This is a genomic window from Pseudoalteromonas sp. 120-MNA-CIBAN-0494 (assembly GCF_040308885.1).
GTDB lineage: Bacteria > Pseudomonadota > Gammaproteobacteria > Enterobacterales > Alteromonadaceae > Pseudoalteromonas > Pseudoalteromonas nigrifaciens.
The window spans coordinates 173238-193738 of record NZ_JBEOOE010000001.1; the positions used below are offsets into that span (position 1 = coordinate 173238).

At 39.6% G+C, this 20501-nt stretch carries 14 protein-coding genes, 3 pseudogenes and 1 other annotated feature; of the genes and pseudogenes, 10 read left to right on the forward strand and 7 right to left on the reverse strand.

All coding sequences use genetic code 11. The features are described 5' to 3' along the window. Positions 1-58: 58 nt before the first annotated feature. A pseudogene (locus AAEY55_RS00805) lies at positions 59-759 on the reverse strand (IS3 family transposase); the annotation flags it as partial. 63 nt (positions 760-822) lie between these two features. Here AAEY55_RS00805 and AAEY55_RS00810 point away from each other — a divergent pair. From AAEY55_RS00810 to AAEY55_RS00840, 7 genes and pseudogenes are all read left to right on the forward strand, one after another. Next, positions 823-1905: pseudogene (locus tag AAEY55_RS00810) on the forward strand (cellulose synthase subunit BcsC-related outer membrane protein); the annotation flags it as partial. A 256-nt stretch (positions 1906-2161) separates the two neighbouring features. Continuing rightward, positions 2162-3652, forward strand: a complete 1491-nt coding sequence (locus tag AAEY55_RS00815) for a peptide MFS transporter (RefSeq protein WP_182678376.1) — start codon at positions 2162-2164, stop codon at positions 3650-3652. A gap of 175 nt (positions 3653-3827) precedes the next feature. Further along, positions 3828-6584: pseudogene (locus AAEY55_RS00820) on the forward strand (metallophosphoesterase). A gap of 319 nt (positions 6585-6903) precedes the next feature. Next, a complete protein-coding gene (gene hppD / locus AAEY55_RS00825; protein WP_011328825.1) occupies positions 6904-7950 on the forward strand; it encodes a 4-hydroxyphenylpyruvate dioxygenase in 1047 nt (348 codons plus the stop codon). Between the two features lie 212 nt (positions 7951-8162). Continuing rightward, a complete protein-coding gene (gene fahA, locus AAEY55_RS00830; protein ID WP_089368605.1) occupies positions 8163-9476 on the forward strand; it encodes a fumarylacetoacetase in 1314 nt (437 codons plus the stop codon). 142 nt (positions 9477-9618) lie between these two features. Further along, entirely contained in the window at positions 9619-10782 is a 1164-nt protein-coding gene (locus AAEY55_RS00835; RefSeq protein ID WP_086998862.1) for a M23 family metallopeptidase, read from the forward strand. Continuing rightward, positions 10772-11254 carry a polymer-forming cytoskeletal protein gene (locus AAEY55_RS00840; RefSeq protein WP_309216327.1) on the forward strand — a complete coding sequence of 161 codons (483 nt, stop codon included), beginning with the start codon at positions 10772-10774 and terminating at the stop codon, positions 11252-11254. The genes AAEY55_RS00835 and AAEY55_RS00840 overlap by 11 nt, the downstream gene beginning before the upstream one ends. Here AAEY55_RS00840 and AAEY55_RS00845 read toward each other — a convergent pair whose 3' ends face one another. Further along, the gene (locus AAEY55_RS00845) at positions 11255-11728 is read right to left on the reverse strand and encodes a hotdog fold domain-containing protein (RefSeq protein WP_089368608.1); all 474 of its coding nucleotides are present in this window, start codon (positions 11726-11728) and stop codon (positions 11255-11257) included. A gap of 380 nt (positions 11729-12108) precedes the next feature. Here AAEY55_RS00845 and AAEY55_RS00850 point away from each other — a divergent pair, with 380 nt between their 5' ends. From AAEY55_RS00850 to AAEY55_RS00860, 3 genes are read left to right on the forward strand one after another with little or no spacing between them, the layout of a single operon-like run. Then, a complete protein-coding gene (locus AAEY55_RS00850; RefSeq protein WP_011328830.1) occupies positions 12109-13302 on the forward strand; it encodes a multidrug effflux MFS transporter in 1194 nt (397 codons plus the stop codon). 2 nt (positions 13303-13304) lie between these two features. Further along, the gene (locus AAEY55_RS00855) at positions 13305-13937 is read left to right on the forward strand and encodes a LysE family translocator (protein WP_011328831.1); all 633 of its coding nucleotides are present in this window, start codon (positions 13305-13307) and stop codon (positions 13935-13937) included. A gap of 18 nt (positions 13938-13955) precedes the next feature. Continuing rightward, a complete protein-coding gene (locus AAEY55_RS00860; protein ID WP_011328832.1) occupies positions 13956-14420 on the forward strand; it encodes a methylglyoxal synthase in 465 nt (154 codons plus the stop codon). 11 nt (positions 14421-14431) lie between these two features. On the opposite strand, the gene yegD is transcribed toward AAEY55_RS00860, so the two are convergent. From yegD to AAEY55_RS00885, 5 genes are all read right to left on the reverse strand, one after another. Next, positions 14432-15796 (reverse strand): molecular chaperone, encoded by a 1365-nt coding sequence (yegD, locus tag AAEY55_RS00865; RefSeq protein WP_309216328.1) that lies wholly within the window; start codon positions 15794-15796, stop codon positions 14432-14434. An 82-nt stretch (positions 15797-15878) separates the two neighbouring features. After that, positions 15879-16721 carry a DNA ligase gene (locus AAEY55_RS00870; protein WP_350549656.1) on the reverse strand — a complete coding sequence of 281 codons (843 nt, stop codon included), beginning with the start codon at positions 16719-16721 and terminating at the stop codon, positions 15879-15881. 32 nt (positions 16722-16753) lie between these two features. After that, complete coding sequence (locus AAEY55_RS00875) at positions 16754-17410, reverse strand: HAD family phosphatase (RefSeq protein ID WP_350549659.1); 657 nt, start codon at positions 17408-17410, stop codon at positions 16754-16756. Between the two features lie 59 nt (positions 17411-17469). Next, positions 17470-17769, reverse strand: coding sequence for a hypothetical protein (locus AAEY55_RS00880; protein ID WP_011328836.1), 300 nt, complete (start codon positions 17767-17769; stop codon positions 17470-17472). 63 nt (positions 17770-17832) lie between these two features. Further along, positions 17833-17927 (reverse strand) — a sequence feature (Trp leader region). Further along, entirely contained in the window at positions 17891-20128 is a 2238-nt protein-coding gene (locus AAEY55_RS00885; RefSeq protein ID WP_350549662.1) for a TonB-dependent receptor, read from the reverse strand. (Overlaps the previous feature by 37 nt.) Positions 20129-20501 lie beyond the last annotated feature (373 nt).

Here is a 20501-nt window from a genome sequence, read left to right on the forward strand (position 1 = left end):
CAGATAGACTCGTGGTTCATTAAAGCATTCCTTGCTAGTGCTGAACTCCGGGCACACTGTAAGTAATATCACCTACCCAATGCGTGTTATGTGTCTTCGGGTTGAATTGTCGTTTTAAAAGGTTTTGTGCATAGTGATGCTCATCACCTGAGTTTGGGTAATAATGTTTTTTCTTTGGCACAATGGCGTGTATATTCAATTTGTTCATCAATGACGCCGTTTTATATACTCCTATTGTGTGATCAAGTGCATTCAGTTCAGCGTGTATTCTACGCCTGCCATACGTATTACCCGAGTCCTCAGCTATCGATTCAATTAAATCCAAAAGCACCTGCTCTTGTTCATCGGGTTTGGCAGGTTCATAGTAATAGCTACTCATACTAACCTCTAAAACACGACACAATTCAGTGATAGTGTAATCTGCGTTTGCTTTCTTCAATTCTTTCATTACTTTAAATTTTAATTGTCGCGAATGAAGAAAGCGGTGGCTTTTTTTAATATGTCATTATCCTTTAAAGCACGCTTCAGCTGCTTCTCTAGTAATTGAATACGCTGCTGTTCAGGTGTAAGTGCTTGTACATTTTCAGGGCTCTTACCATCTAGTTCAGATAAATATTGTTGCTTCCAACGTGATACTGCTGACTTTCCAGCGCCAGACATTTCTTCAATTTGTTTATTAGTATAGCCTTCTTCTACCATTAATTTGGCATATTCGAGTTTCTGCTGTGCACTGAGTATTACTTTTGATTTTCTGGTCATATTGATACCTTTTCGGTTTAGCTCATTTTACGCTATAAACCTCTCCAGTTTCATTAGACCATTACACTGGGAGCTGGCTTAATGCCTATGGAAGCTTATTTTCCGCTTTGGCAAGGCCAAGGGTTTATTAAAGTCGACCCTACAACTATAAGCGCACAAACAACACGATTTGATGAGCAATTTGCAGGTAGTCGCTATGGACAAGGTGCATTGTGTATTTTTACCTGTGCATTAGATGAAGTAAGCCCTGAGGAAAGTGGCGTTGATATTGGTATAGGTTGGCAAAATGAAAACTGGCGTGTTGATATTGGCACTACCCCACTTGGTTTTTTAATTGAAGACATTGTGTGGGGCATAAACTACGCAGACGATTTTGGCGACTTTGGATACAGCCTAGAACTTGAAAAACGTCCTGTTACCAGCTCGGTACTCTCCTATGCTGGTTTAACCGATATAAACTCAGGTAAAGTTTGGGGTGGCGTGCGCTCAACTGGCCTAACCGCCAATTTATCGCACGACTTGGGTGGTAATTGGGGGTTTTGGTCAAGTGCCGACTTTCAATTATATAAAGGTCAAAACGTAAAAGACAATCAACGTTATCGGCTAATGGGTGGCAGTTACTATCGCGTTATTAGTAACCAAGAGCGTGAATTTACCGCAGGTGTCAGTTTATTGCATTGGTCTTATAAGTTTAATTTAAGCGAAGAAACCTATGGTCATGGCGGATATTACAGCCCGCAAAACTATATAGGTATTTCATTACCATTAAGTTATGACGCACGTTGGGGAGATGATTTTGTTTATCGAATTAAAACCGGTATTTCTTACTCACAAACTAAATCGAACGCGATTGACTTTTACCCAAACGATCTCAACTTACAAGCCCAAGCATTCGCAAGCCAGCTTGAAACAGGCGTCGTTCCTGCTTTTAACGGTGATACTAGCGCCGGTGTTTCGTATAACTTAGAAGGCAGTTTTGAGCACCGAGTAACCCCGCATTGGTTTTTTGGAGGCTACTTAGCAATTGACCGCTCTGACTTTTATGAGCCTAACTTTGGACAACTTTATGTACGTTACTATTTCAATCCTGTTTACGGCACATTAGCATTCCCAGGTAAACCTATAATACCTTATGCTGACTTTTAACAAGGTTTATTGTGTTTAAACCATAAAGCTTAACACTTCCCCTCGCACTAAGGTCTATGTATACTAATGCGCAATTGTAGCTAGGATAAGGGTGTGACTCTTACCTACAGCTTTACTACCTTAACGGCAAACCATTACCTTAGCTGCATTAAACAATACTGATGGTCGAGCATTTAGCGTGTAATACATGGCGCTAAATAGCTAAAGCAAAAATATATAAGGCCATTACAACAATACTTAAAGTTAGGAAGTAAATATGAGTTCAGCTCCAGATAGTGGTTGGTTTGGCCACCCTAAAGGACTTTCAACCTTGTTTTTCACCGAAATGTGGGAACGAATGAGTTATTACGGTATGCGAGCTATGCTCGTATTATTCATGACAGCAAGCTTACAACAAGAAGGCCTTGCTTTTACTGTTGCTTCAGCTGCTGCTATTTACGGTTTGTACACAGGCGCAGTATACTTTTTAGGCTTACCTGGTGGTTGGCTAGCTGATAGATTATTCGGCGGTCAAAAAGCTGTTTGGTATGGCGGTATTATTATTATGTGTGGCCACATTATTTTGGCTATTCCACATGATTACTCATTTTTTATTGGTTTAATTTTTGTAGCAACGGGTACCGGCTTACTAAAACCAAATATCAGCGCCATGGTTGGACAACTATACAGTGATGCTGATGAACGTCGTGATGGCGGGTATGCTATTTACTACATGGGTATTAACTTAGGTTCATTAATTGGTTATTACGTTTGTGGTTACTTTATGGAAAATTTAGGTTGGCACTGGGCGTTTGGTGCTGCAGCTGTTGGTATGGCTATTGGTTTAGTGCAATACAAGCGCTCACTTAAAAACTTACCTGAGCATAGTGCTCTACCAGCTAATCCATTAGGTCCTAAAGGTACTGCTCGCGCATGGGGCAGTATTGCTATATTTATCATTATAGCGGCTGCAATCACTCTAGCCGCGATGACTGGCGCTATTATTATTAATCCAACGGTAGTTGCAGGTTATACTGCGATTGCATTCACTATTATTTTCTTTGTTTATTTTGGTCTTATCTACTTTAAAGGTAAGTTAACCGATGCTGAAAAACAAAGAATGTGGGCACTGTTTTTAGTATGTATAGCTTCAGCCTGTTTTTGGTCTGGCTTTGAGCAAGCAGGTTCATCATTAAACTTATTTGCACGTGATTATACTGACCGTCTTATTGGTACTTTTGAAATCCCTACAACTTGGTTTCAGTCATTAAACTCGCTGTTTATTATTGCGCTATCACCATTTTTTGCAGCGCTTTGGATCAATATGTCAAAGCGTCTTGTTTCACCATCTTATAGTGCAAAATGTGCTGTTGGTTTAATTATAATGGCAACAGGTTTCTTAGTTATGTTTATGGCAGCGCATTATGCGGCTGAAGGGCTAAAAGTAGCACCTTACTGGCTTGTTACTACCTACTTTTTACACACTGTGGGTGAGCTTTGTTTGAGCCCTGTGGCATTAAGTGCTGTAAGTAAGTTATCGCCTCGTCGCTACACAGGCCAAATGATGGGCGTATTTGTATTAACTTATTCTATCGGTAATATCATTGCAGGATTACTTGCTGGTAACTTCGATCCAAATAATGTTGATGAAATACCTAACTTATACCTACAAATAGCATTATTTAGTATTGGTGTTGGTGTTATTTTAGTACTAATGACCTTTAAATCTAAAGTGTGGGAAAGACAGGGACTAAGTGAGGAAGCCTAGTAGTTAAAGTATTTAATTAAAATATTTGTTAATTAAATATCTATTACCCAACTTTTAATTACTTCCCCATAGCAGTATGGGGAAGTTTCCTCTTGATAATCTTTTATTGCTTAGTTGTTAACTGGTATTATTTAGCCAATTGATTACTGATTAGATTTTTAGGGATAGCGGGTAGATGCAATTGTTCACTTTGTATAAAGTAATTTTAGTTGTTTTTTTCATTGGTTTTTTATCTGCTTGTGGTGGCGCTGGCGATCAAGTCACTCCTAATCCTAATAACCCTTCCACTCCCCAAGCTAACGTATTACTTATTACTGGTGCAGGTTTATCTGCCACTATTAACGATAACTTTAAAATTGAAATTCCTGCCAATAGTGTTAACTCTGATACAGAGCTTACTTATATTAGTATTGAGCAAGACGAAACGCCGCAAACGCAAAATATTATTTCTAATCTACATAGCTTAACTCCCGCAGGGCTTTCACTTAGTAATCCTTTTACAATTTCCTTAAAAATCCCTGACGATTACGCATTAGGCGGCCAACTTTATATTGCCCGTTTAAACGCTACAACTTGGGAAACTATAGAGAACTCTCGTGTTTTAAATGGTTTTGTTACAGCTCAAGTTAATCAGTTAATCAGTTAATCAGTTAATCAGTTAGGCACATATGCCATAAAAATGCAGCGTAAAGAACGCACTGCCAGTATAGGCCCTACCTGTGATGTAAACAGCACTGAGCAATCTATTCGCTTTGTACATATTGCCGACTTACATGCTCGATTTGGTTATCAAGAGCAATTTTTTAGCCGAATTAAGGCATATCATAAAAAGGCTTTAAGCGAATCACCTTATACTTTATTTACCGATGGTGGAGATGATTACGAAAAAGGCACTGTAGCTGAGCAAATATCACAAGGTTTAGCGACCGATGAAGCCGTAAAAGCAATGAAGTTCGATCTTCGTGTAATAGGTAACCATGACTATGCTTGGGGGCCTGAAAAATTATTAGGCTTCTCAAAGGATGACAATGCCATTGTACTTGCCAGTAATACACGCTACGAAGGCGAACAAACACAAGATTTTGCAGCAGTAGGTTTTGCTAAAGTACAAGTAGGCTGCATTACACTCGGTGTATTTGGTATGACATCGGTCCCGTGGAACGAGCTAGATAGACCACTACAAGATGACCCTATTCCTGATTTTATCAAACAATTTAAAATGAGCTGGCAATGGCAACAAATAGCACAAAGTATTGTTAGTCAGTACAGTGATGAAGTAGATTATATGCTGATGTTAAGCCATTTAGGTGAAGGCCTTGATACTAAAATCGCACAAAGTGTGAGTGGTATTGATTTGGTTTTAGGCGGTCATACCCATGGCGGTGAGAGCTTTAATACCCTTGATAATGGCGCTATTGTTATTCAACCTAACTTTTACGCTAAGGGCATAACCGACTTAAACTTAACGTTCGACACTAGTAATAAAACGCTCAAAAATGTTGACTACAAAACAGTAAAAACCGACACCATTACTGAGCGAGACACAACCACACAACAAGCCATCGACACAATTATGGGCCATTATGCTCCCGATGCACAAACTGAAATTGCAATATCAGAAAACTACTTAAATGCAATGCAATTAGCAGCAGTAACCGCTGCAGCCGCTCAGCACTCAAGCAGCACTATTTCAGCAGCTTTACTCAACCCTGAGTTAGTGCAAAAACGTTGGACCCCTGGCGCCCTAACACAAGAGGACTTTCATAAAGCTTACTACGTAGAAAGGCAGCCATCTAACACCCCAGGCTTTAACTCTTTATATAAAGTCACGGTTAGCGGCAATGATTTAAATGCTATGTTAGCCAATCAACCTGATTGGTTTTTACTAGCGCCTGAAAATATTCAAGCATCAAATAACTACAGTGTCGCACTTTTTAAAGGGGCAGCTCTTAATCCTGATTTATTTTTTAATGGGGTTACTTTTAATGATGTAGCACCGATAGCCGAGGCTTGGTGGCTTCTGGATCAATACGCACGTCATAGAACCACTCAATGCTTGCATATTGATACAAATACGCCACTCAATGCCTGCCAAGACATTGCTAATATCACTATTTGGAACTTTGATGATGTTAGCGATCCGCTTAAAGCCGACTTAGGCCCATCAACTCTTAGTTGCTTTGATCCTGACAATAAAGGCTGGGGTCCTAAAAAGACCACCTTTGCTAGTACTAGCACATTTAATATTAGTGATTTAGCTGATGGCGCATCAACTGTAATGGCATTTACCGATCACTCTCCTAACGAAGGGCTAAAGATTGAGTTAAATACCGCGCCAAATGGGGATTTTGCAAACCAAGGAATGGTGTCTGACTACACTTTAGTGATGGACATTTATTGGCCTTTTGCAGCAAAAGAAATATACAGAGCACTAGTTCAAACCGATGCAACAAATGATTTGAATAACGACGCCGACATATTTATTAATCCTATTGGTGGGTTAGGTGCATCAACCAGCGACAGTGGTTATTTTGGCACATCTGAGCCTGATACCTGGCACCGTATAGCTTTTGTATTTTATACCGCACCAAGCAATGGCGTATTTGAAGTGTATATTGATGGTGAATTTGCGGGTGTTAAAAGAGACGGTGAAATAGGTAAACGCTGGGCACTCGATCAAGCCGTATTATTATTAACCGATAATAACTACGAAACCGAACCGGGTTATTTAAACGCACTGCTTTATGCTGGTCGCGCAATGACTCGCAGTGAAATAAAAAGTATGGGTAACGCGCAACAAAAGCTGACTTTTAAGCAAACAACCCGAGAGCTCAATCAAAGTGTTGAACGCCATTACCAACTTGCACCCGCAATAAAACCTAATTTATGGTTAGAGCAACGTAGCAAGTTCTTTAACAATAGCAAACCGTAAACAATTAAATACAAAAAACCTTGTTTTTACTACAGTAAAAAAAGAGATTTAAGTTAGCTTAAATCTCTTTATAAAAAATAAACCACAACAAAATCAATAGCTAAAACTTAAAATGCCGCACTTATTCAAACGTTTTAATACATACGCGTATTTAAAGCACTCAGCAAAAAAGTAACTTACTGCTAACCGTCCTATAAAATTTACACACGCGCTGTTTACTAAATAACAACGCCCTCTTCCCCAAAGTACAAATTTAGTTAATCATCTACAGCAATACGACAACAAATAATCGCAGTGCTTAATTGCGGGAGTAATGATAATGAGTGAAGTAAATAACCCTTTAGGTTTAGTTGGTATCGAATTTACCGAGTATGCGACACCTGATGCAGATTACATGGATAAAGTATTTACCGACTTTGGCTTTTCAAAGCTAAAAAAATTCAAAGGTAAAGACATTGTTTATTACAATCAAAACGATATTCATTTTTTATTAAATAACGAGCGTGATGGCTTTTCGGCACAGTTTGCTAAAGATCATGGCCCGGCTATTTGTTCTATGGGTTGGCGAGTAGAGAATGCACAAAAAGCATTTGAAGCAGCGGTAGAGCGCGGTGCAAAACCAGCAACCGACTCGGCAAATAAAGATTTACCTTACCCTGCAATTTATGGCATTGGCGACAGCTTAATTTACTTTATTGAGCAATTTGGCGAAAAAGGCTCTATTTACGCACAAGACTTTGAAGATCTAGCCGAGCAAAACGTGGTTGACGATAAAGGCTTTATTCGCATCGACCATTTAACTAATAATGTTTATAAAGGCACCATGGAAAAATGGGCTAACTTTTATAAAGATGTATTTGGTTTTACAGAAGTTCGCTACTTCGACATTAAAGGCCAAAAAACAGCGTTAATTTCGTATGCGCTTAAATCGCCTTGTGGCACTTTCTCTATTCCTATTAACGAAGGTAAAGGCAACGATAATAACCAAATCGATGAATACCTTGGTGAATACAATGGCCCTGGCGTACAGCATTTAGCATTTTTAACTGACGACTTAGTAAGCTCACTTGATAAGCTTGATAAATCGACTATTGCAACTTTAGATATTATTCCTGAGTACTACGATACTATTTTTGACCGTGTACCTTGGGTTGCTGAAGATAAAGAAAAAATTCGTGAGCATCAAATTCTAGTAGATAGCCAAAGTGAAAACTGTTACTTACTACAAATTTTCTCTAAAAACCTATTTGGTCCTATTTTTATTGAAATGATTCAGCGAGTTGACGATGGTGGCTTTGGTGAAGGTAACTTCCAAGCACTATTTGAATCAATTGAACGCGACCAAGAGCGCCGTGGCGTTTTATAAGTAGTTAGCATTTATATTTTAAAAGCAGCGTAACTCGCTGCTTTTTGTCGTTTTACGCTGATATTGAGTAACAATTCTATTCTGTCTGTTTAAATCGTGCTATTCATCACCATATAAGCTGTTAATAATAGATGTTTTTAATCTTTATATGCTTATTTAATAAATTGATATTTATACTGATTAGCACGACCAACTAAACCAAAGGAAATGTAATGAGTTTAATTAACGAAACCCATGATATAAATTTAACAAGCTGGGTAGCCTCTGCAAACGTTGCAGATTGCGACTTCCCTATTCAAAATCTACCTTTTGCTGAAGTTCGTCGTAAAAATAGCAACGAAGCTTTTCGTGGCGCTGTCGCTATTGGCGATCAGGTTATCGATTTAGCAAAACTAAATGAACTCGCTATTTTTAGTGGTGATGCGCAAACAGCCATTGCTGCTGCAAGTAACACAACATTAAATGAATTTATGAGCCTTGGGCAGCAATATTGGTCAGCACTGCGTTTAGCATTATCTAAAGCGCTGCGTGAAGGCTCTGAGCATCAGACTAAATTAAGCGAAGCGCTTATTGCACAGGCTGATATTGAGTTTGCATTGCCGTGTCGCATTGGTGATTACACCGACTTTTACACCTCTATTTACCATGCAACTGCTGTGGGTAGCTTGTTTCGCCCAGACAACCCACTACTACCTAACTATAAATGGGTACCTATTGGTTATCATGGTCGCTCATCATCTATTGGTGTATCGGGCCAACAATTTCATCGCCCTAAAGGCCAAACCAAAGCGCCAGATGCTGAAGTACCATCGTTTGGCCCGTGTAAACGCCTTGATTATGAACTAGAAGTAGGTATTTACTTAGGTAAAGGTAACGCGTTAGGTGATGCTATAGCGATTGAAAATGCTGAAAACCATGTATTTGGCTTTTGTGTCTTTAACGATTGGTCAGCACGTGATTTACAAGCGTGGGAATATCAGCCGTTAGGGCCGTTTTTAGCTAAAAACTTTGCATCAACGGTATCTCCTTGGATAGTGACAACTGAAGCGCTAGCACCATTTAGAACAAGCTGGACACGAGATGAAAACGATCCACAACCATTGGATTATTTAGAATCTAAAGCGAACCGTGAACAAGGCGCGTTTGATATTCAAATGGATGTAAAAATTCAAACTCAGCAAATGCGTGATGAAGGTCATACACCAACGCGTGTATCAACCTCAAGCTTTAAGCACTCATACTGGACAGTTGCGCAAATGGTAACGCACCATACTGTGAATGGTTGTAACTTTATGCCAGGTGATATGCTGGGCTCGGGTACGCAATCTGGCCCAACCCATGAAGAAGCGGGTTCGTTACTTGAGCTTTCTCGTGGTGGTAAAGAAAAAATCACGCTGAGCAATGGCCAACAACGTAGCTTTTTAGAAGACGGCGATAACGTTATTATGCGTGGCTGGTGTGAAAAAGAAGGTTACGCACGCATTGGTTTTGGCTGTGTAGAGAGTACTGTACTCGCTGCAAAATAATTTAAAGAATAAATTTTTTTGCTAAAAAGGATGGCATTTATTGCCGTCCTTTTTTATTAATTCAGTCATAGTTACAATTTTTTCTAGCTTTTTAAACTCAAATTGCTATCTTAGCTTGGTTAATAGCCAGTATTTATGTGTCATGCCTATATTTATAAAGTCTTTTTTTGAACAGTTTTTCCCCTCTCGTCAACTACTTATTCGCCAAAATGGTGAAGTTAAGCATGTGGTTTTGGCGCCTTGGCTGCAAGTTTTTATCGTATTACTTGTATTAGTTACTCTTAGTTGGGTAAGTATTTCGAGCTTTCGGGTTTACTCACAAACTACAAAAATATCAGATATTGAGCAAACTCAACTCGATGAGCAAAAACAATGGCAACAGCAAGTCAGCGAGCAAAAAACACGCCATGACGAACAAATAGCACAATTAGCTGAGCTTGAACAAAAACAAGCTTTACTCCAAAGCATGATCGAATCTCTTCCTGCTTCTCTTAGTAAAGATGTTATAAAGCTGGGTGACGAACTTGAATCTCCTATTGAAGAAGAGCAAAGCGAGTTTCATGAACCTTTAGTCGATGACAGCGCTCAAAGTAAACAGGTGCAAAATACGCCCCCTAGTACATTCGCTGCTCGCTATGCACAGCTAAATCAATACTACGAGCAAAATTTTTTATCGCTTGAAAGTCAAATTACCCAACGTCATAACGCCATTTTAGCTATGCTTAAAGGTGCAGGGCTAGAGTCTGCATTAGCGCAACATTTAGCATTAAGCGAGCAAACAACCGCTCAAGGTGGTCCGTTAGATGTATTCGATGAAGCAAAAATTCCTGGCACATTTTTAGCTATTGCCGATAAATTATTACTACTAAATAATTTAGAAAACTTTTTAAATGAACTGCCTAATACCTTACCGCTGCCAGCTGCAAAGTATTATATTTCTAGTAACTTTGGATTGCGAAAAGATCCAATGAACAGTCGCCGCGCCTTTCATAAGGGCGTTGATTTAGCCGGCTGGCATAAAACTGAAATATTTGCTCCTGCCGACGGTACTGTACTGCGCGCTGGGCGCAATGGCGGTTATGGTAACTTTATAGAACTTGAACATAAAAATGGCTTAGTCACTCGCTTTGGTCATTTAAATAAAGTTAAAGTAAAAAAAGGCCAAGCAGTCACTAAGCACGATGTAATAGGCTTAATGGGCAGCACCGGCAGAAGTACCAGCACTCACTTACATTATGAAGTGCTTATTGATGGCAAGCATGTCAATCCTCTTAAAATAACAAAGGCGCTCTCTCGTGTTTGGTAAAAAAAAGCAAGTAACAAATAACGCTTCATTAAAACGCGTTAATCACGCTCCTTCTATTATTTCAGAAGATATGCGCCTTACCGGGTCAGTAATAAGCCAAGGTGAAGTGCAACTTGATGGCCGCATTGATGGCGACATTAAAGCTACTCATTTAGTAATTGGCACTACAGGCGTAGTTGAGGGTATTGTTGAAGCGACAAGCGTGATTGTTAAGGGCAAAATAATTGGTTCATTAAATGCCAGTGAAGTTAACATTAAAAATAACGCTCATGTGCATGGTGATATTTTTCACGATACGCTTAGTATAGAAGCTGGTGCAATTATTGAAGGTAATTTAAAACAGCGCTTTGAAAAAGAAAGCTTAACACTCATTAATGATGAGTCAAAGCCGGTGAGCGATGTAAAACCATTAATTAACGAGGACGATATCGGCTTGTCATTCGTAAATAAACAAGCCTCTAATAAAAGCTAGTTACTTTTTAGCTGTAATGTACATAGTAATATCTGCAGTGAATACTAGTTCATTGCGGGTATTATATAATTTTACTGGCACCACTAAGTCTTCTTTATCTAGCCACTGGTGCGGTAAATCAATCTCTGCAATAGCGGTTACATCGGTATCTACTTTAGCTAAATACTGTACCGTCATACCTTTTGGGATCCAACGGTGAGTTTTAACCGGTACCGTGGCATCCACCATCACTCCAGCACATAACTCGGCCAAATTACACTGCGCTATTGCATGTATTGTACCTATGTGATTATGAACCCTACGCCGGTTTTTAACCCGCGCACTACAATGTCCTGCTTTTAAATTAAGTATGTAAGGCTTCATCGAGCCAAAGTATGGCGCTTTAAAACAGACTATTTTAGTAAATAGCCAGTGCCCAAAGGGTAGCTTTTTAACAATGCGCCATGCTGTTAAAACTGAAGATTTATTGCTCATTATTATTTTCCATCGTTCATTCTTTTGTAAAAGTAACACATCAGACCAGTTTGAGGTAGTGTCTTTAAAAGTCCCTTTTAGCTATTTAACCTTAACTTTGGTGAAGAGATTTACTAACGTATTGAATCATAGTTATATTTAAATTTATTTTTTCTAACCAGTGATTTTCAATGACAATAAGGCGAATTTACGCGTCAACTGCTGATCTATTGCAAGTAAATTCAGCGCAGTTAGCGCTGAAAATATCTGCTTGAGATAAATTTATTACCCAGAGTTCATGTTATTTAAATTAAAAAATATCAATGTCGACGATACTAAGGGTCATAAGCCCTTTCTTTTTTATTAGTCCCCCCCTAAAATACGCGACAAAAGGAGAACTAATGCAAACACAGCCCGCTAAACCAAACTTAACTTTATTACTTATATTAGCGTTACTCGTTATTTTTTGCCCTATGGCTATTGATATTTACCTACCTGCATTTCCAACTATTGCTGAGCAATTTGCTGTTTCAGAGCAGCAAGTACAACAAAGTGTTGCTATTTTTATGCTCACTGTAGGCTTAGGGCAATTAATTGCAGGCCCCCTTGCTGATAAGTTTGGTCGTAAACCGGTCGCTGTCATTGGTATTAGCCTGTATGCGGGCTCTGCCTTGTTAGCCTATTATGCTCCTTCATTTAATATATTGCTGCTCGCGCGTGCTTTACAAGGATTAGGAGCATGTGCCACTTTTGTGGTTGCTTTTGCCATAGTACGTGATAAATACGGTGCACAGCGAAGTGGGCAAATGATCACTTATTTAAATGGTATTATTTGTTTTATTCCAGCATTAGCGCCCATTTTAGGGGCATGGTTAACCGTGCAGTTTGGCTGGCGGATGAATTTTTTATTTTTAACTTTTTTTGCTATTTTTGGCTTAGTTATAACCTTATTATTTTTTAAAGAAACACGCCCAGCAGACAGCTACTATCAAGGCCATATTTTAGATTTACGCCGTTTTATGCCCATTATTAGCACTCCTATATTTTTATTTAATAGCTTACTTTGTATGGTCGCAATGTCGGCAATACTGGTGTACGTAACACTTGCGCCGGGTTGGTTAATTACTCACTTAGGCGGTACAGTTGCTGACTTTACTTTTTGGTTTACACTCAATGCGGTATGTAGCATTGTGGCGAGTTTTATAGCGCCTATGTATATTAAAAATAATAGCCAGCGTGCTTTGCGTCTTGGGGTTGGTTTATTGATTTTTTCGGGGTTATTAATGCTTGCGCTTAGCACCATACAAACCGCGCTGGCACTTATGTTACCTATGCTTATTGCTGCACTTGGTTTTGCTTTAAGTTTAGGCTCTGCAGCTGGAATGGCACTTTCTCGCTTTGCAAAACAAGCCGGAACCGCTTCAGCGCTACTTGGCGCAATGCAAATGAGTGGTGCGAGTATATTAGTGTTTGCAACACAGTTTTTAGGGTTAACTACACCATGGCTAATAGCCTTTCATTTACTATTGTTACTTCCTCTTTGGCTTATTTTAATAAGTAAAAAAGGACATGCTTTACACCCAACTCAAGGCTGATCATGATAAACCCTGATTTTTTAGTTTCTTTTTTACTGGCTAGCTTTTTAATTGCGGTGGCCCCAGGGCCTTCTAATGCCTTTTTAATGGCACAAACCTTTGCTAATGGCCGTACGGCAGGAATGCAAAGTGCGTTTGGTTTTGCCCTCGGTGGAGTAGTACATACATTTTTTGCTGTTGTTGGCTTAACCGCCATACTTAAAGCCTCTGAGGTAGCTTATAGTGCAGTGCAATATGCAGGCGCTGCTTATTTATGCTACTTAGGGATAATGATGCTTAAAAGCACTTTTATAAAAGAGCCTATTGAGCAATCAGACAAACCACATATAACTACGAAGAAAAGTAAAAATGTAATGTTTCAAGCTATGATGACCGAAGTACTTAACCCTAAAGTGGCATTATTTTTTATCGCGTTTATTCCACAATTTGTTGATCCAGCACTTTCTTCGGCTACTTTTCAGCTCGCCTTTTTTGGTTTGCTGTATCCGCTTTTTGCTTTTCCGATTGATTGCGCTTATATTTATTTTGGCGATAAAATTGCGCGCTTTTTTAGAGATAACCCAAATAGCCAAACTTGGATAGATAGGATCACCGGCATTGTTTTCATTGCCCTTGCTATTAACTTATTACTTTAACAATAAAAAGAATTTTTTATGGACCAAAAAATACAATCGCTACCGGCTAAAAAAAATATTGCACTAGTAGCGCACGATGGTAAAAAAGCGGCTTTAAAATTATGGTGTATAAAACACCTAAACGCACTGAGCGAGCATACATTATATGCCACAGGCACCACAGGGCATTTAATCAATAAAACCACAGGGCTAGATGTGATTCAATTGCTTAGCGGCCCAATGGGTGGCGATCAGCAATTAGGGGCTAAAATTGCTGAGCATGAAATACATATGCTGGTGTTTTTTTGGGACCCGCTGGCATCGCAACCCCACGACCCAGATGTAAAAGCACTACTACGCTTAGCGGCAGTGTGGAACATACCAGTAGCCTGTAATGAAGTAAGTGCTGACATGCTCCTAAGCTCGCCATTAATGAATGTTGAGCTTGAACGCACCTTGCCAGATTACGAAAAGTATTTAGCAACCCGACAAATAGATATTTAATATTTAATGGCTTAGCTGTAAAGCATGCTAGCCCATTTAGTTAAGCCGGCGGTTACACTACCAAAGTGATCGCCATTAACCATTTTAATATCACCTAAATGTTGGCTAAGCGCCGCTTTAATAAGAGGCGACTGTGCACTACCACCGGTTAAATAAATAACATCGGGCGTAGTATCTGCATCATTTATAGCTTGCTTCGCTAAAGCGACTATTTGGCTAATGCTATCATCTACCGCTAACGCTAAATCACTGACTGAAACATCTTTACTTAATGACGCATCTAAAAAGCTAAGATCGCAGTTATAATTAGTGGCTGAAGTTAATGCTATTTTAGCAGCCTCAGCTTGTTGTACTAATTGATGCCCTTGCCTATTTTGCTGCAAATGTATTAATCGCTTAAATAGCTCTGGCGCGCTCACATCGCGCAATTGTGCGCTAAGTTCTCTATGATGGTTAGCACTATAAAATTGGCTTTGTAAGTTTACATCGTTAATTTTACAGGCTTGCCAAAAAGCTTGATTAGGCAAAGGTAGCCCTGATTTAAACGTACTGCCTAAGCCTAAAAGCGGCATCAAGCCATAGTAACTTAAAGCTATGTCTAAATCGTTTCCACCAATACGCTTACCGCTGTGAGCTAAAAAGTCAGCGTCACGGTCACTTTTATCCCGAAAGCTTGGCCCCATTTGCACAAACGAGCAATCGCTGGTACCGCCACCAATATCAATAACCAGTACTTTTTGGTTTTGTGTTAAGTTGCTCTCGTAATCAATACCGGCCGCCAGTGGCTCGTATAAAAATGCGACTTCTTTAAAGCCGGCACGTTTTGCAGCGCGCTCTAAAATACCAATTGCTTGCTGATTTGACTCCTCACCGCCTACCGCCTGAAAGTTAACCGGACGACCAATAACGGTTTGGGTTAACGTTTTGCTTAGTGATTGCTCAGCACGTTGTTTTATTTTTAAAATCATTGCGGTGGCAATGTCTTCAAAAAAGTTAATTTGTCCTTGTTTTAAACCCGTAGCGCCAAAAAATGATTTTGGTGATTTAACAAAATAACCCTCTTCAGGAAATTGCACATACTCGCTAATTGCTTCGCGGCCAACAAATAAGGTTTCGTCTGTGGGGTGTAAATCTAAGTCAGATTTAATTCGTGGTAATGAATTTAGCAATGCTTGGCGCTGAGTTTTAAACGCAAGCTCATCGCTGCTACCTTGTAAATGCTTGGCAACATAGTCAACTACCAACGCACTATGGTGGGTATAAAGTGTTGAAGGTAGGTAATGTTTTCCTTGCTCTAACGGCACTAATTGAACGTTACCCTCGTTCATTACACCCATAGCACAATTAGAACTACCATAATCAAAACCAACAAACATATATCACCATACATCACTAAAAAGGCCGCGCAATTTAGCATACCTAGTAATAAATATATACTCATATAGAGCTGAATAATTGTTAGGGTGACTCTCTCACACGTAAAAAACTAGCAAAACGAGGTAAACCATTTTTTGTTAAACCATGGAATCGATAAGTAATGGTGCTACCCAATGCTGGCGGGCTTTCACGCTCGGCATCGCTAAATCCGGTGCCAATTGAAAACAGTTGCCCTTGCGGTGTTTTTACTCTTAACGATCCTAACATGCCTTGGTATTTACCTTTACCCGGTAGGTATGCAATCACTATTGCTTCTGCATCTAAGTAGGGCTTTAATTTTAATAGCGCATCGCTGCGCCCATCGGCATGTTTAGCGCTTGCTAAATGCAGCATAACACCTTCGCCACCTTGCGCTGTTATATTTTTAAAGTAGTCAGTTAATAATTGATTATTAGTAAACTGATGCTGCTTTATAGCTTTTATATGAGGTGAATTTAAACCCGTAACAAGGCGGTTGTAATTATTGTAGCGCTGGCTAAAAGGCGCGTTTGCATCTGGCATATCAAATACTTGATACGTAATACTTTGCCAATCATGATTGTTAGGGATTTTAGTACGCACAATGCCACTGAGCACCGCAAAGTGCTGATGTTTAGTCCACAGTTCACCATCAAGCCATACTTTTGGTAAGGGCGCTGTAAACCATTCTGGCGCGTTTATTACATTACCTTGCCGAGTGACAAACTGTTCACCTGTCCAAATTGCCCTTACACCATCAAACTTTTCGCTGACTAAATAGTTACTTACATCGCTGTGCTTAGTTTCATCATACACTTTAGCAAGCAGCACTTTGGGTAATGTTGCACTCACAATAGAGCTAAAAAGTACTGCTGTGATTAAGGTAATTAATTTAATATAAAACATCAGCGCGTCCAAGCAAGGTAATGTGGCTTAAACTATAGTTGAGATTGTAGCCATTGCCAAAACTCTTGCAGATCATTCATACGGTATCTGGCTTGGCTAAAGTCATGGTTTTTTGTATGATTATTAGCAATCGCCACCACGCTAACACAGGCGTTGTTTGCTGCAGTTACTCCGGTAAAGGTATCTTCTACTGCAATGGCATCTTTAGCAGCTACATTTATCTGCTTGAGTGCTAATAAGTAAGGATCTCCGGCTGGCTTTGGATTAATAACATCATCTTTAGTGACTACTGCGTCAAATAGATCATAAAAGCCAAGCCCTTTTAATATTGGTTCTGCTTCGTGGCGAGCGCTGCCTGTTACTAACGCCATTTTTAAGCCGCTGCTTTTAACCGCTATTAATGCTTGTTCTGCAAAAGGCATTAGTGCTGGTAAATTGGTTTTTACATATTGTGCAAATAAACGGTATTTTTCATCGGCTAAATAGTCACTGCTAACCGATAAGTTATGCTGTTGCTTTATTTCACTTGCAGCTTCGAGCGTTGGCCGCCCCAAAAAACGCTGACAAAACTCACCCTCTTCGTAGTTTACATTAAATGGCGCAAGTACCTGGCTCCAACATGCAAAGTGCATGCTCTCAGAGTCGACTAACGTGCCATCCATATCAAATAATACTGCTTTTAAAGTCATTTTTATTCCTTATCACAGCGCTAAAAAAGACGCCTAAGCGCCTTTAATATGTTTATAAATTACTCCGTTAAACCCGCCGGTGGCTCACCAGTGGCCTCTTCACCTGTTTCAACATCAACCAACTCATAACCACGCGCTTTACGCGCCACTTTTAAAACAGGTTTTTCAAACGCTGTTTTTAATCGCTCAGAATCAGCTTTTAATTCATCAAGCGATGTACCAAAAGGAGCTGCTCCGGTTTCAGACCAATTAGTTACTTTACCATTAAGGTTATATTCTACTTCATGTATTTGATACTGCGCTGCTTCATCTTTTGTGGCTTCACAAAAAATCACTCGGTAGTTCCAAAATCCAGCCATTTTTCATCTCTTTATTTTGCAAATCAATTAACGCTACTTTAGCAGTAATATTAATGAATATAAACGAAAAAGCCCGCTATAAAAGCGGGCTCTGTAGTATTTTTACTATTAGTGTTTAAGCTTAAAAGAAGTTAACTTTAAACTCTACACCAACGTAACGCTCTTCATTAACCATTACAGTATTATTGTTGAAGTCTACGCCACCAATAGATTGTTGCTCGTCAAATAAGTTACGCACAAATGCTGACACTTGGTATTCATAGTCGCCATCTGCCCATGCGTAACCGGCACGTAAGCCAGTTTCAACAAGCGGCTTACCTTCAAACTCAACTGATTCATATAAGAAAAAGTTAATTTTGCTACGATAAGAAACATCGCCATAAGCAAAGAATTCACCATCAGCTAGCTCTTTGGTATAACGTAATGTGAAGTTAGAAATCCACTCTGGAGCATGCGGTAAGCTGTTACCATCGAGTAATACTTTACCATTTACTACTGGGTTAGTAATTGTCAACGTTGGGCGGCTTGGAGCTGCTATGCTAAGCGTGTCATCTTTAAGCTCAGTTTTGTTATAACTTAAGTTGAATGTAGCATTTAGCTCATCACTTAACACCCATTCAGAATCTAGCTCAAAACCATAACCTGTGGTTTTATCAACATTTAACAAACGGTTAAAGTTAGCACCACCACCTACAGCTGTTAACTGTTGGTCATTCATTTTGTAGTAAAAAACAGTGGCGTTAACACGGCCTTGACCGTCTAGTACGTCTGACTTAATACCTGTTTCGTATGAGGTTACCGTTTCTGTTTCTGCGGTAGTTACATCATTACCATATAAAATACGCCCTTGTAAGCTAGGTGCACGGAAGCTATTAGCAATACGTGTGTACCAGTTTACGTCATCATTTACTTTATAGCTTGTTGAAATATCCCAGCTAATATGGTCATCACTTACATTGATGAGTCCACTAGATAGCGGACCAGCACCAATTGGGCTTTTAGTACGGTTTGCAGAAAATTCTTTTTCATCGTCTGAATAACGCAGACCTGCAGTTACCTTTAAATCATCGCTAATCGTGTAATCAACTGAGCCAAATACCGCCCATGCTTTTGTATCTTGTTGCTGTATTACATAACCGGTTTCATTACCTGCAGGTGATGAAAACGTATCATAGCTGAAATTTTCAATTGTCAGCGCTTCATCAAAGTAAAACACACCTACTTGGTAGTTTATATCGCCAGCAAAGTTGCTTGATAAGCGTAACTCTTGGGTATACTGATCATGATCTGGAATACCATCAGCACTTTCTGCTGAGCTAAAACCTGTCTCATAAGCGCCGTCAATGTCTGCACGAGAATATATTTCTGCACTTTCCCACGCCGAAATAGAGGTTAATGTGTGATTATTAAAATCCCACTCAAGCTTTAAGCTCGCACCTTCTGACTCAACTTGCTGCGTCGCACGTGATGCCGCATCGTGGTAAACCACGTCATTTTCAAAGCCATCAACTAAATCGTTAGTACCTGGCTTGATAGAATTACCAAAGAAGGCAATTGGTTTACCGTCCATATCACGCACGTGGTAGTTAAATAAACCAGTGAAGTCATCGCCTTCGTATAAAAACTGAATACGGGCTGCTTTATCTGTGTAGCCGCCTAGCGCGTCTTTTTGTTCAAACCCTGGAGCACTACTATCAATGTAATCGTCTTTATCTTGCCACAGTACTGATACACGCGTTGATAAACGGTCAGTTAAACCACCGCCTACCGCACCTTCAAAATCTACAGCGCCACGGCTACCGTAAGATACCGAGCCGTAACCTTCAAATTCTTGGCTTGGTTTTACTGAATCAAATTTAACAAGGCCCGCAGGCGTGTTACGCCCAAACAAAGTACCTTGTGGTCCACGTAGTACTTCTACACGTGAAACGTCAAATACTGGAAAGCCTTTTAAAATAGCGTTTTCTTGTACTACTTCATCTACAACCAATGATACCGGTTGTGATGCGTTTAAATCGAAATCTGTATTACCTAAACCACGTACATAAAAGCGTGGGAATGAACGACCAAATGAAGACTCAATTGATAAACTTGGGATTTTCGCATTCATAAAACGAATATCCATACCAGCAGAGCTGTAAGCATCCAAGCTATCGCCTTGCAGTGCAGAAACAGCTACTGGTACTTCTTGTGCATTTTCTACACGTTTACGAGCAGTAACTTGAATAACTTCTAATTGATTTTTCTTTACCGCTGGCGCTTGCTCAGCAGCAATAGTAGAAAATGAAGTGCCTGCTACGGCAGAGAGTAACGCTGCATTTACTAGGGTTGCTAACGTAGATCTTTTCATTGCTTTCATGTCGGGGATTAACCTTTTTAGTGCACTCTTGTTCAACGGTTGATGTGTTGCGCCACTTACAATAGCGGACTCAGGCAATTTTTCGCGATACGCTACGCGGACCTCTTTCTCGAGAGTGCAAAACGAATTAAAGAGGCTGAATGAGTGGTTAATATTATAACACCCTGACGCTCTTTTACTGCATAAAAGAAACATAAAAAAAACAATTTGTGCAAAAAATACATCTCTTAAAATAATTAAAAATAAACCCTTTAAAAAACAAAAATAGCGGACATTTGACCTGTTTCAAATTAAAGTTATGCTATATAGACTTGATATTAAACTTGTTTGACCCTGCTAATAACAATAGCTACCTTATCTGGGCGCTCATACT

Coding starts and splice junctions, on each gene's coding strand:
- fahA (WP_089368605.1), top strand. CDS start 8,163: ATGAGTTTAATTAACGAAACCCATGATATAAATTTAACAAGCTGGGTA.
- hppD (WP_011328825.1), top strand. CDS start 6,904: ATGAGTGAAGTAAATAACCCTTTAGGTTTAGTTGGTATCGAATTTACC.
- AAEY55_RS00815 (WP_182678376.1), top strand. CDS start 2,162: ATGAGTTCAGCTCCAGATAGTGGTTGGTTTGGCCACCCTAAAGGACTT.
- AAEY55_RS00860 (WP_011328832.1), top strand. CDS start 13,956: ATGGACCAAAAAATACAATCGCTACCGGCTAAAAAAAATATTGCACTA.
- AAEY55_RS00875 (WP_350549659.1), bottom strand. CDS start 17,410: ATGACTTTAAAAGCAGTATTATTTGATATGGATGGCACGTTAGTCGAC.
- AAEY55_RS00885 (WP_350549662.1), bottom strand. CDS start 20,128: ATGAAAGCAATGAAAAGATCTACGTTAGCAACCCTAGTAAATGCAGCG.
- AAEY55_RS00835 (WP_086998862.1), top strand. CDS start 9,619: ATGCCTATATTTATAAAGTCTTTTTTTGAACAGTTTTTCCCCTCTCGT.
- AAEY55_RS00850 (WP_011328830.1), top strand. CDS start 12,109: ATGCAAACACAGCCCGCTAAACCAAACTTAACTTTATTACTTATATTA.
- AAEY55_RS00870 (WP_350549656.1), bottom strand. CDS start 16,721: ATGTTTTATATTAAATTAATTACCTTAATCACAGCAGTACTTTTTAGC.
- AAEY55_RS00845 (WP_089368608.1), bottom strand. CDS start 11,728: ATGAGCAATAAATCTTCAGTTTTAACAGCATGGCGCATTGTTAAAAAG.
- yegD (WP_309216328.1), bottom strand. CDS start 15,796: ATGTTTGTTGGTTTTGATTATGGTAGTTCTAATTGTGCTATGGGTGTA.
- AAEY55_RS00855 (WP_011328831.1), top strand. CDS start 13,305: ATGATAAACCCTGATTTTTTAGTTTCTTTTTTACTGGCTAGCTTTTTA.
- AAEY55_RS00880 (WP_011328836.1), bottom strand. CDS start 17,769: ATGGCTGGATTTTGGAACTACCGAGTGATTTTTTGTGAAGCCACAAAA.